12 protein-coding genes are annotated in these 11,569 nt (G+C 63.5%); 8 read left to right on the top strand and 4 right to left on the bottom strand.

From position 1 onward, the window contains the following. Positions 1 to 82: 82 nt before the first annotated feature. The 4 genes from Q1M07_RS16065 to Q1M07_RS16050 all read left to right on the top strand — a co-directional run bounded on the left by Q1M07_RS16065 (position 83) and on the right by Q1M07_RS16050 (position 3,966). On the top strand, positions 83 to 1,009 hold the full coding sequence (locus tag Q1M07_RS16065) for a histone deacetylase family protein (RefSeq protein ID WP_300455262.1): 927 nt from the start codon (positions 83 to 85) through the stop codon (positions 1,007 to 1,009). Positions 1,010 to 1,163: 154 nt separating this feature from the next. Next, the gene (gene dapA / locus Q1M07_RS16060) at positions 1,164 to 2,042 is read left to right on the top strand and encodes a 4-hydroxy-tetrahydrodipicolinate synthase (RefSeq protein ID WP_300455385.1); all 879 of its coding nucleotides are present in this window, start codon (positions 1,164 to 1,166) and stop codon (positions 2,040 to 2,042) included. A gap of 14 nt (positions 2,043 to 2,056) precedes the next feature. Then, the gene (bamC, locus tag Q1M07_RS16055; RefSeq protein ID WP_300455259.1) at positions 2,057 to 3,199 is read left to right on the top strand and encodes an outer membrane protein assembly factor BamC; all 1,143 of its coding nucleotides are present in this window, start codon (positions 2,057 to 2,059) and stop codon (positions 3,197 to 3,199) included. Continuing rightward, positions 3,199 to 3,966: an MBL fold metallo-hydrolase gene (locus Q1M07_RS16050; protein ID WP_300455383.1), complete on the top strand. Its 768-nt coding sequence runs from the start codon at positions 3,199 to 3,201 to the stop codon at positions 3,964 to 3,966. The genes bamC and Q1M07_RS16050 overlap by 1 nt, the downstream gene beginning before the upstream one ends. Positions 3,967 to 4,026: 60 nt before the next feature. Here Q1M07_RS16050 and Q1M07_RS16045 read toward each other — a convergent pair whose 3' ends face one another. Then, the gene (locus Q1M07_RS16045; RefSeq protein ID WP_300455256.1) at positions 4,027 to 4,332 is read right to left on the bottom strand and encodes a hypothetical protein; all 306 of its coding nucleotides are present in this window, start codon (positions 4,330 to 4,332) and stop codon (positions 4,027 to 4,029) included. Positions 4,333 to 4,519: 187 nt separating this feature from the next. Continuing rightward, positions 4,520 to 4,837: a hypothetical protein gene (locus Q1M07_RS16040; RefSeq protein ID WP_300455253.1), complete on the bottom strand. Its 318-nt coding sequence runs from the start codon at positions 4,835 to 4,837 to the stop codon at positions 4,520 to 4,522. A 302-nt stretch (positions 4,838 to 5,139) separates the two neighbouring features. On the opposite strand from Q1M07_RS16040, the gene Q1M07_RS16035 reads away from it, so the two are divergent. Both Q1M07_RS16035 and Q1M07_RS16030 read left to right on the top strand, forming a co-directional pair. Next, the gene (locus Q1M07_RS16035; RefSeq protein WP_300455250.1) at positions 5,140 to 5,547 is read left to right on the top strand and encodes a hypothetical protein; all 408 of its coding nucleotides are present in this window, start codon (positions 5,140 to 5,142) and stop codon (positions 5,545 to 5,547) included. 169 nt (positions 5,548 to 5,716) lie between these two features. Further along, complete coding sequence (locus Q1M07_RS16030; RefSeq protein ID WP_300455247.1) at positions 5,717 to 6,964, top strand: nucleoside transporter C-terminal domain-containing protein; 1,248 nt, start codon at positions 5,717 to 5,719, stop codon at positions 6,962 to 6,964. Positions 6,965 to 6,980: 16 nt separating this feature from the next. On the opposite strand, the gene cobT is transcribed toward Q1M07_RS16030, so the two are convergent. After that, the gene (gene cobT, locus Q1M07_RS16025) at positions 6,981 to 8,015 is read right to left on the bottom strand and encodes a nicotinate-nucleotide--dimethylbenzimidazole phosphoribosyltransferase (RefSeq protein ID WP_300455244.1); all 1,035 of its coding nucleotides are present in this window, start codon (positions 8,013 to 8,015) and stop codon (positions 6,981 to 6,983) included. Between the two features lie 63 nt (positions 8,016 to 8,078). On the opposite strand from cobT, the gene cobU reads away from it, so the two are divergent. Continuing rightward, entirely contained in the window at positions 8,079 to 8,642 is a 564-nt protein-coding gene (gene cobU, locus Q1M07_RS16020) for a bifunctional adenosylcobinamide kinase/adenosylcobinamide-phosphate guanylyltransferase (RefSeq protein WP_300455242.1), read from the top strand. Positions 8,643 to 8,700: 58 nt separating this feature from the next. Beyond that, positions 8,701 to 9,165, top strand: a complete 465-nt coding sequence (locus Q1M07_RS16015) for a universal stress protein (protein ID WP_300455240.1) — start codon at positions 8,701 to 8,703, stop codon at positions 9,163 to 9,165. Between the two features lie 95 nt (positions 9,166 to 9,260). On the opposite strand, the gene Q1M07_RS16010 is transcribed toward Q1M07_RS16015, so the two are convergent. After that, positions 9,261 to 11,558, bottom strand: coding sequence for an NADP-dependent malic enzyme (locus Q1M07_RS16010; RefSeq protein WP_300455237.1), 2,298 nt, complete (start codon positions 11,556 to 11,558; stop codon positions 9,261 to 9,263). Positions 11,559 to 11,569: the final 11 nt, after the last annotated feature.

The raw sequence follows: 11,569 nt of genomic DNA, 5'->3' as shown, positions 1-11,569 counted from the left end.
ATAATAAACCATCGGCCGATAACTCGATTTCCCGCAGATTTCTACGCCCACGGCGGCTTGAAGGTGCGGCAGAAAGGCAACAGTGACCAGCACCGCATTCATTACCCACCGCGACTGCCAACTGCACGACATGGGTTCCTACCATCCGGAGTCGCCGGATCGGCTGACTGCGATCAGCGACCATCTTATTGCCCAAGGACTGGATTCCTACTTCGTATATCACGAGGCTCCGCTGGCAACCTTGCGGCAGCTGCGGCGCGTGCACTCCGCGGCACATCTCGAGCGCCTGAAGCGTGCCTCGCCCGAGTTGGGAATCGTCCACCTGGACCCGGACACCGCGATGAACCGACATACTTGGCAAGCGGCATTGCGCGCAGCCGGTGCCGGGGTGATGGCGGTGGACCTGGTGATGCGCGGCGAGGTCCGCAACGCCTTCTGTGCCGTCCGGCCACCAGGTCATCATGCTGAGCGCGCGACGGCGATGGGCTTCTGTTTTTTCAACAACATTGCCGTTGCCGCGGCACATGCGCTGGAAGCACACAAGCTGACGCGGGTCGCGGTGGTCGATTTCGACGTGCACCATGGCAACGGTACCGAGGATTGCTTCAAGGGCAACGAGCACGTGCTGATGGTCAGCATCTTTCAGCATCCTTTTTACCCCTACAGTGGCACGGAGCACCCGGCCGCCAACATGGTCAACGTTCCTCTTTGCCGAGGCGCGGACAGTGATGAGTTCCGGCGTGTCGTCAGCGACCTCTGGATGCCGCGTCTGCGCGAATTCCGGCCGGAGATGATCTTCTTTTCGGCGGGTTTCGATGCCCACTACGAGGATGAGATGGGGGGCCTGCGTCTGCTCGAGAAGGACTACTCGTGGGTGACGGAGCAGTTGAAGTGGCTTGCCGATGACTGTGCTCAGGGACGGATCGTGTCGATGCTCGAGGGAGGCTACTGCCTGTCGGCACTGGCGCGCAGCGTCGCCGCCCACCTCAGGGCGCTGGCCGACTTCTGAGTCCGGCTATCCTCGGGACGCCCTGACGCCGCCCACCGTTCGCCGCCGGGCGGCGTTTTTCATGGCCAAGCTCGCGGCCTTCGGTTAGAATCCATCGCTCGGAGTCGCCTCGGCGAGACTCTTTCGGTTAATTTTCCGGCGCCTGTCCATGACCATGATTACTGGATCGATCGTAGCGATTGTCACCCCGATGCATGCGGACGGGAGCCTCGACCTGCCTAGCCTTCGCCGCCTGGTCGATTTTCATGTGCAAGAAGGCACTGACGCCATCGTCATCGTCGGGACGACTGGGGAATCGCCAACGGTCAGCGTCGAGGAACATTGCGAGTTGATCCGCGTCGTCGTCGACCAAGCTGCCGGACGCCTCCCGGTGATTGCCGGCACGGGCGGCAATTCGACCGCCGAGGCCATGGAACTGACGCGGTTTGCCCGACAGGCAGGCGCCAGCGCGGCGTTGTCGGTCGTGCCGTATTACAACAAGCCGACGCAGGAAGGGCTCTATCGTCATTTCCGGACGATCGCCGAAGCCGTCGACATCCCGATCATCCTCTACAACGTGCCGGGTCGTACCGTCGCCGATCTGAGCAATGACACCGCACTTCGCCTGGCGGCCATACCGAACGTCGTGGGAATCAAGGATGCGACCGGTAACATGGATCGCGGCGTCGAGCTGATCGCGCGTGCGCCGGCTGACTTCGCCGTCTATAGCGGCGATGACGCCAGCGCCTGTCCGCTGATTCTCATGGGTGCGCAGGGAGACATTTCGGTGGTGGCCAACGTCGCCCCGCGGCTGATGCACGAGATGTGCGCCGCAGCGCTGGCCGGTGAGGTGGCCCGGGCGCGCGAGTTGAACGCCCGCCTGCTCGGTCTGCATCGGCAGTTGTTCTGCGAGGCCAACCCGATTCCCGTCAAGTGGGCGTGTCGGCAACTTGGACTCATCGAGGACGGGCTGCGGCTGCCGCTGACACCACTATCGCCGGAGTTTCACGACCGGGTTCGTGCCGCCATGGCTCAGGCCGGCGTTTTCGCCTAGCGCCAGGTGGCCAGATGAATCGTCTCTTATCGCGCTGCGGCTCGGTTTTCCTGCTGCTCGCACTAGTCGGCTGCAGTGGCTCCTTGCTCGAACCGAAGAGAATCGAGTACAAGACGGCATCCAGCAACCGAGTGCCGACGCTCGAAGTGCCGCCTGACCTCACGTCGCCAACCCGGGACGACCGTTATGCGGTGCCTGACTCGGGTGGCAAAGGCGCCGCCACTTTTTCGGCCTACAGCGCCGAGCGGTCGCCACAAGCGAGGGCGCAGCAAAAGAGCGAGGTGTTGCCCGAGGTCGATACCGCCCGTATCGAGCGCTCGGGAAGCCAGCGCTGGCTGATCGCTGCCGGCTCGCCGGACAAACTTTGGGGACAGGTGAAGGATTTCTGGCAGGAAACCGGTTTTGTCATCAAGCTCGAGTTGCCCGACGCCGGAGTGATGGAAACCGACTGGGCCGAGAACCGTGCCCGGATTCCGCAGGACTTCATCCGCAACATCCTTGGCAAGGTTCTGGATTCAGTTTACTCGACGGCCGAGCGGGACAAGTTCCGCACGCGCCTGGAACCCGGCGCGACGCCTGGAACCACCGATATTTTCATCAGTCACCGCGGAATGTACGAGATCTTCGTTTCCGAGGGCAAGGAGCAGACCAAATGGCAGCCGCGTCCGGCTGACCCGGAACTCGAAGCGGAGATGCTGCGTCGTTTGATGGTACGCCTCGGCAGCGAGGAGAAGCGCGCCACGGCGGCCCTCAAGGAGGCACAGGAGAAGCCGCTCGAACGTGCCAAGCTGACGCGCGGCGTCGACGGCAGCGGTACCCTCGAGGTCGAGGAGTCCTTTGACCGGGCGTGGCGTCGCGTCGGGCTGGCGCTCGACCGCGTCGGTTTCACGGTCGAAGACCGGGATCGCTCGCGAGGGCTTTACTTCGTTCGCTATGTCGACCCTGAAATCGACAATGAGAAGAAGGAAGAAGGCTTTTTCTCGAAGCTCAATATCTTCAAGTCGAGTTCGAGCGCCAAGCCGCAGACCCAGTACCGCATCTTCGTAAAGGACGACGGCGGCAAGTCGACAGTCCAGGTGCTGACGCTCGAGGGCGGGGTGGACCAGTCCGAGACATCGAAGAGGATTCTCAATCTGCTCTACGACCAACTGAAATGATGCGCTTCGCGTCGCTGGGCAGCGGCAGTCAGGGCAATTCACTGATCGTCGATACTGGCCAGACGAAGGTGCTGGTTGATTGCGGTTTCTCCAACACGGCGCTGAGCGCCAGACTGGCCCGGCTAGGGGCCTCGCCGGGCGACCTGACGGCGATTCTCGTGACGCACGAACACAGCGATCATATCGCTGGTGTCTTCAGCTTTGCCCGTCGGCACCAACTGACGGTTTACCTGACGCACGGGACCTATGCGGTGGCGGCACGCCGTCAGGCGTCGCTGCCCGAATGCCGGATGGTCGACGGAGACACACCATTTGTCGTCGGCGGACTCGAAATACGACCGTTTCCGGTTCCACACGACGCACGTGAGCCGATACAGTACGCCTTTAGCGACGGTCAGCACCGTCTTGGCGTACTCACCGACACGGGCGCGATCACGCCGCACATCGTAGACGTGCTGCGCGCTTGCGATGCCTTGGTCCTCGAGTGCAATCACGATCGGGCCTTGCTCGCTGGATCGCGTTATCCGGCAGCACTCAAACGTCGGGTCGGGGGACGCTTCGGTCATCTCGAGAATGGACAGGCAGCCGCTCTGCTCGGTCAGGTGGACACCCGGCGCCTGCAGCACCTGGTTGCCGCCCATCTGAGCCGGGAGAACAATCGGCCGGAACTGGCGGCCAAGGCGCTCGCCTCGACACTTGGCTGTAGCGAACACTGGATCGGCGTGGCCGACCAGGAGAGTGGTTTCGACTGGCGGCAGATGATGTAGGGCCGCCGGGCAGGTAAAAAAAGCCGGCTTGCGCCGGCTTTTTGCGGCTTCCTGCAAAAACTACTTCTTCATTGCGTCCTTGGCCGCGTCGGCAGCGCCTTGAGCGGCCGCGCCGGCAACTTCCTTGGCCTTGTCGGCGGCGGCATCCATCGGCTTGGCCGCATCGGCCGGCTTGGCGGCATCGGCTGCCGGAGCCGCCGCGGGGGCCGCTGCTGGGGCGGCTGCCGGAGCCGCCGCCGGGGCCGCTGCCGGAGCCGCTGCGGCAGGAGCCGCCGCCGGAGCTGCTGCCGGCTTGGCTTCTTCCTTCTTGCCACAAGCGGTAACAGCAAGAGCGATCAGCGCAGCAACGAGGAGGGAGTTTTTCATGTTGGGGTTCCTTATCGACAATGGAAAGATTACAACGAGCCAAAAGCTGATTGGTTGACCGGCTAGCACGTCGATCAACTAATCATTTTATCATCAATCTCGGTATATTGAGCCAACATTCTTGTGCGCTGCAGCAGTGCGAACGCTGGTCTCGCCGAAGCGAATTGCGCTCACAGGCCGCCGGCCATTACTGACGAGCTATACGTTCCAGTTCGCCAGCCGTCGGTTTCCAGGTCGATTCGGAGAGCAGGGACAACGGATCGATCCACCCGAGGGCAAGGGCGAACAATAGCGCGATCGTGATGGCGAGCAACAAAAAGATCAGCGTGCCGAGGATCACGTGATCGGAAAGCAGTTTACGGGTCGGACCGCGGAGGCCCAGATAGTCGGCAAAGGAGAGGTGGCGGCGGACAGCGTCGGTGCTTCCTTCGTTCTCAGCGGCGACGAAGCGCGCGCCGCACTGTCGGCAGCGATAAGGAGCCTGGTGCTTCAGACGTAAGGTCATTCCCTCCTTTGGACCGCGCCGCCGTGAGCGATGGGTGTCTTCGGAAAGGCAGTTCGGGCATTTCATGTCAAAGAAATCGTTGCGGTTATTTCTTCAGGCCTCGCGACCCACGTCGTGGCAACTGTCAAAGACGCAGCATGGAATGGATTCTACAGATCCGAGGCGAAAAAATCCGCTCACTTCGTCACAACTCGACAACTCCATCGGCACTCGGTCGCGCATCATCTGGCGCCGGCCGGCGCCGGATCCTGCCGATCGCCTCCCCGAGTCGAGCCGCCTGGAGGTGCTACACTGGGCTCCTCATGCGCACGTCCCCTCTTCTGTTGTTCGTTCTTGCCTCGATGGCCGTCGACGCCACCGCGGGCAGCATTGTGGTGGCTGGCGGGATCGCTGCCGGACCCTGGCTGGCGCCCTATGGCGTGCTGCCACCAGCGATCGTATATGACGCCTTCGGCCGTTGCCTGGCGCCGCTGAAATGTCCGGACTACGAGCAGATGCGACGTTTTCTCGAGCGCTACGAACGCAACTACGGGTCGCGCTCGGCACCCGACAAACCGGTGCTGGGCGTTCCCGTGCCTTTACGCGACGTGCCGCCGACGCCGGCAGCGCATATCCAGCCGGCTTACCGCGCCGTCAGCCAGATCCGTCCGGAATTCGAGCACACCGGCAAGCAACTGGATACGCGAGCCGGAATAGCCAAGGACAAATAGTCGTCATTCCGGCAGATGAAGGGCGAAGGTGGACAAGCCTTCGCTCTTGCCACAGCCGGCCGAGGGCCGGAGAAGGCGCGGAATCGCCGACGATGGAGAGCAAGAGGGTGAGACGAAAATTTGCTGCCGCGGGAGCCGTCGTACTGGACGGTTTTCTGGAGCCGGCGAGATGAATCCCGTTCTGCAAGCGGCACTTGGTTACCTTTCCTTCCTGGCTCTGGCCTGGAGTCTTTCCAGCCAACGGCGCGCCGTGCCTTGGCGAACCGTCGCCGGCGGTATGGGCCTGCAGTTCGCGCTGGCCTGGCTGATCTTTCACCTGCCCACGGTGCGGGAGGTGTTCGCCTCGTGCAATGATGTTCTGCTGGCCATCGCGGCAGCCAGCCGCGAGGGAAGCAGCCTGGTTTTCGGATTTCTCGGCGGAGCCCCGCTACCGTACGTGGAAACCGTGCCCGGTGCCAGCTTCGTTCTCGCCTTTCAGGCTCTGCCGGTGGTGCTGGTCATGAGCGCGTTGTCGGCGGTGCTGTATCACTGGCAGATATTGCCTTTCCTGGTGCGCGGCTGCGCGGCGGTGCTCGAGAGAATACTGGGCGTCGGCGGGGCGGTCGGCATGTCGAGTGCGGCCAACGTCTTTGTCGGCATGGTCGAAGCGCCGTTGTTGATTCGTCCCTATCTGGCCGACGTCAGCCGGGGCGAACTGTTCGTCATCATGACGGCCGGGATGGCTGGCGTCGCCGGCACGGTAATGGCACTGTACGCCAGCATTCTCGGCCCGGTCATACCTGACGCCCTGGGCCACATCGTCGCCGCCTCGTTCATCAGCGCTCCGGCGGCGATCGTTTTTGCCGTGATCCTGGTTCCTCCCGAGGGCGGACCGACCGGACGGCACTTGCGACTGCCGCGAACCGACCACAGCACGATGGAAGCCATCACCCGCGGTACCGGCGAAGGCGCTACGTTGATGATCAACATTGTCGCCATGCTGGTCGTCCTGGTGGCGCTGGTGAGCTTGCTCAACCAGTTGCTTGGTCTTCTGCCGACGGTGGCTGGCGGCCCCCTGTCGTTACAGCGCCTGCTCGGCTGGTTGATGGCTCCGCTGACCTGGATGGCAGGAGTTCCCTGGGCCGAGTCGGCAGTCGCCGCTTCACTGCTGGGAACCAAAACGGTGCTCAATGAACTGCTGGCCTACCTCGACATGGCGCGCCTTGCTCCGGAAGCGCTGACGCCGCGCAGCAGAATCATCATGACCTATGCCTTGTGCGGTTTTGCCAACCTGGGCAGTCTCGGGATACTGCTTGGTGGAATGTGTGCCATGGCACCTCAGCGGCGTGCCGAGATCGTCGAACTTGGACCGCGGACCCTGATCTCCGGAACGCTGGCGACGCTGTCCTGTGGTAGCGTGGTCGCGATGCTGCTCTAACACCAGCCGCCGGATCTCAGTCCTGAGCGCTGACCCCAGCCGACTCGAAGCTGGCCATCTCGTTGAGAAAGGCGGCGGCGGCGCGCACCAGTGGCCAAGCCAGCGCGGCGCCGGTTCCCTCGCCGAGGCGCAGGCCGAGGTCGAGCAGCGGTTCGGCCTGCAGGGCGCGCAGTTGTGCCAGATGGCCGGGCTCGGCCGAGCGATGACAGAACACGCAGTAATCCCGAATCGCCGGCGCGATCCGCATGGCAACGAGGAGCGCCGAGGTGACGATGAACCCGTCGATTAGCAGCAAGATGCGACGCTCGGCGGCGGCGAGCATGGCGCCAGCCATCATGGCGATCTCGAAGCCACCGAACTCGGCGAGCACGGTCAACACGTCGGCCTCCGGTGGCAAGGCGGCGCGTTGTGCCGCCTGAGCCAGCAGTGCCCGCTTGCGTGCCAGACCGGCGTCACCGAGGCCGGTACCGCGCCCGACGCAGTCGGCCAGTGGCGTACCGGTGAGCAGGTGAGTGAGCAGCGACGCCGCGGCCGTGTTGCCGATTCCCATTTCGCCGAAGCCGATCGCCCGGCAGCCCCGGCCGGCGAGGTCGCGCGCTATGGCCACGCCGCGCGCCATCGCCGCATCGCGTTCGAAGGTGGTCATCGCCGCCTGCTCGAGATAGTTGCGCGTTCCAAAAGCGATCTTGGCATCGACCAGGCCGGCGCGCGGGCCGAAGTCGTGCGCGACACCGGCGTCGATAACCAGCAGTTGCAGGCCGCAGTGGCGAGCGAAGACGTTGATCGCGGCTCCGCCAGCGAGGAAGTTTTCGACCATTTGCCAAGTCACTTCCGGGGGAAAAGCTGAAACGCCGGCATGCGCGGCACCATGGTCGGCGGCGAAAACCAGCAGGTGCGGTTGCTCGAGACGCGGCGTCAATGAGCGCTGAACCTGACCGATCTGCCGTGCCAGACCTTCGATCTCGCCGAGCGAACCGAGAGGCTTGGTCTTCCCGTCGATGCGCTCTTGCAGGCCGGGAACGGTGGTGATTGGCGAAATGGAAAAGTGCATCGGCGGCGAGTCCGGAAAAAGACGCCGATTATACGCATCCCGGCGCATGCTAAGCTTCGGCCCATGCGAGAACTGATCATCGGCGGCGCCCGTTCGGGAAAGAGCCTGCTGGCCGAACGCCGGGCCGGCGAGAGCGGCCTGCGGGTCGTATACGTCGCGACGGCGCAAGCGCTCGACGGTGAGATGGCGCGACGTATCGCGCAGCATCGCGAACGTCGATGTGCCGACTGGCAGTTGGTCGAGGAGCCGCTCGAACTGGCAGTGGCGCTGCGCCGGCACGCCGCGCCCGGGGTTTGCCTGTTGGTCGATTGTCTGACTCTGTGGCTGTCCAACCTGCTTTTCGCCGGTGACGCCGCAAGCCCGGCGGAAGCCGGTCAGGCGCGACGCTGCCCGCTGCTCGAGAGGGCGATACGGGATCTGATCGAAACACTGCCGCAACTGCCAGGGCAGGTGATCCTGGTATCGAACGAAGTCGGCGCCGGCGTCGTGCCGATGGCGGCACTGTCACGTCTGTTCGCCGACGAACAGGGGCGGCTCAACCAGCGCGTTGCGGCGCTGTGCGAACGCGTGACGCTGGTAGTCGCCGGGCTGCCTCTCAGCCTCAAGGTGTCGGTTCCCGGTCAATGAGATCGGTGTTATTGTTGGGCACCGCCTGACAACTTTGCCAAACGAGGAGTCCAGACCAATGTACAAGCGAATCATGGTTGCCGTCGATGAGAGCTTCATGACTAGCCAGGTCATGGAAAGCGCGATCAGTCTGGCCAAGGCCACCGGCGCCAGGATGGCCATCTGTCACGCCATCGACGAAACGATTCTCGCCCAGCGCGAAGTGGCGATGATGCTGCCGAACAGCGTCGGCAAGACCGAAGCCAGGCTGCGCCTTGGCGCGCAGGGCTTCCTCGGCCGCTTGCTGGAAGCAGCGAAGGCAGCCGGCATCGACGCGGAAGTCAAGCTCGTCGAATCGGAGGAGAAGCACGTATCGGACATGTTGATCAATGCGGCGGCCGACTGGCAAGCCGACCTGCTGGTCGTCGGCACCCACGGCCGGCGCGGCATCGAGCGTTTCTTTGTCGGTAGCGTTGCCGAGCGCCTAGTACGCAAGGGTCAGACTTCCTTGCTTCTGGTGCGCGGTGAAGACCCGGACGAGTAGTCCGCCCGGGCGCGAACCGCGGGGGGCGTGTGCCGGCCACACGAGTTGGCAACGACCCACCGCCGTGGCGCCGCTCGATGTGACGATGGCAAGGCCTACCGGGTCGCCGCGTCCACGACCACCAGTGCGGTCATGTCCACGACCCGACGAACCGTCGAGGTCGGCGACAGAACGTGCACCGGGCGCGCCACCCCGAGCAGGATCGGGCCGACGGCCATGCCGTCGCCACCGGTCATCTTGAGAAGATGGTGGGAGATGTTGGCCGCGTCCAGATTCGGCATCACCAGCAGATTGGCCTCGCCGGACAGCGGCGATTCCGGATCGGCCTGTTGGCGGATGGCTTCGGAAAGTGCACTGTCGGCGTGCATTTCGCCGTCGATTTCCAGATCGGGTGCCTGCGCACGAATGATGTTCACCGCGGCGGCCATCTTGCGCGCGGAAGCCGTCTGCGACGAGCCGAAATTGGAATGCGACAGAAGAGCCACCTTCGGCTTGATCCGGAAGCGACGAACGGCTTCCGCCGCCATCAGGGTGATCTCGGCAAGTTGTCCGGCATCGGGATCGGCATTGACGTGCGTATCGCAGAGAAACAGTGCGCGGCCAGGCAGCAGAAGGTGGGTCATGGTCGCCAGCGTGTTGCACCCCGGTGCTTTGCCGATGATCTCGTCGACTTGCCGCAGGTGGTGGCCGAAACGGCCGGAAAGACCACAGATCATCCCGTCGGCGTAACCCAGGCGGACCAGCATGGCGCCGATGATGGTGTTGTTGTTGCGCAGCCGAGTCTTGGCGATGTCGATCGTTACCCCCTGTCGCTTGCGCAACTGGTGGTAGGCCGTCCAGCATTCCTTGTAACGGCTATCGCTGTTCGGGTCGACGAGGTCGAAGTCCTTGCCGATTCGCAGCTTCGAGCCAATTCTTTCGAGGCGTGAGGAGATGACGTCGGGGCGGCCGATCAGTATCGGTCGCGTCAGTCCCTCGTCGAGAATGGTTTGTGCCGCGCGCAGCATCCGCTCCTCCTCGCCATCGGGATAGACGATCGACGTCTTGCGCCCGCGCTTGGCCGCCGAGAAAACGGCGCGCATGCCGACACCGGTGCGATAGACGAACTCCCTGAGCCTTTCCCTGTACGCCGCCAGATCGGCGATTGGCCGCGTCGCGATGCCCGATTTCATTGCCGCTTCAGCGACTGCCGGTGCGATGGTCGTGATCAGGCGCGGGTCGAAGGGTTTGGGAATCAGATACTCCGGCCCGAACGACAACTCCTGTCCGGGATAAGCCATGGCCACTTCATCACTCACTTCCTGGTGCGCCATGGCTGCCAGCGCCCTGACGCAAGCCATCTTCATCGACTCGTTGATGCCGGTCGCCCCGACATCGAGCGCGCCGCGAAAGATGAACGGAAAACACAGAACGTTGTTCACCTGGTTCGGATAGTCCGACCGCCCGGTCGCCATGATTACGTCGGGGCGGACCTCGCGGGCGAGTTCGGGCATGATTTCCGGGATGGGATTGGCAAGGGCGAAGACGATCGGCTGCTCGGCCATGCTGGCGAGCATCTCTGGCTGCAGAAGACCGGCCGCCGACAGCCCGAGAAAGACGTCGGCGCCGACTAGCGCCTCGGCCAAGGTTCGGGCGCCGGTTTCACGAGCATAGCGCGCCTTGGTCGGCTCCATGTCGGCCTCGCGCCCGACGTAGATCACCCCTTTCGAGTCGCAGACGATGATGTTTTCGCGCCGAACGCCAAGCTCGCACCACAGGTTGAGGCAGGAAATGGCCGCCGCACCGGCGCCCGAACAGACCACCGTTACCTGCCCGATCTGCTTGCCGGTGACTTGGAGGGCGTTCAGGATGGCGGCCGCCGAAATGATCGCCGTGCCATGCTGATCGTCATGAAAGACCGGGATGGACATCCTCTCCTTGAGCTTGCTCTCAATATAGAAGCATTCCGGAGCCTTGATGTCCTCCAGATTGATACCGCCGAGCGTTGGTTCCATCGCGGCGATCATGTCGATCAACCGGTCGGGGTCGCTTTCCGCCAGTTCGATGTCGAACACATCAATCCCGGCGAACTTCTTGAACAGGCATCCCTTGCCTTCCATCACCGGTTTCGCCGCCAGCGGGCCGATGTTGCCTAGCCCCAGTACCGCCGTACCGTTGGTGATCACGCCGACCAGGTTGGCGCGCGAACTGTAGAGGCTCACCGATCCGGGGTCGTCGACGATCGCATGGCAGGCGTAGGCGACGCCCGGCGAATAGGCCAGCGCCAAGTCGAGCTGGTTGCTCAGGGCCTTGGTTGGCTGAACGGCGATCTTGCCTGCCGTCGGGTAACGATGATACTCGAGAGCTGCTTCGCGAAGATCGGCCTGAGGTTGGTCGCGTTGGTCGTTTGCCATGGTGCCTCCTG

Source organism: Accumulibacter sp. (assembly GCF_029255285.1).
Classification (GTDB): domain Bacteria; phylum Pseudomonadota; class Gammaproteobacteria; order Burkholderiales; family Rhodocyclaceae; genus Accumulibacter.
Note: the sequence above shows the minus strand (reverse complement) of the source record. Positions and strands in the feature narration are given on the sequence as shown.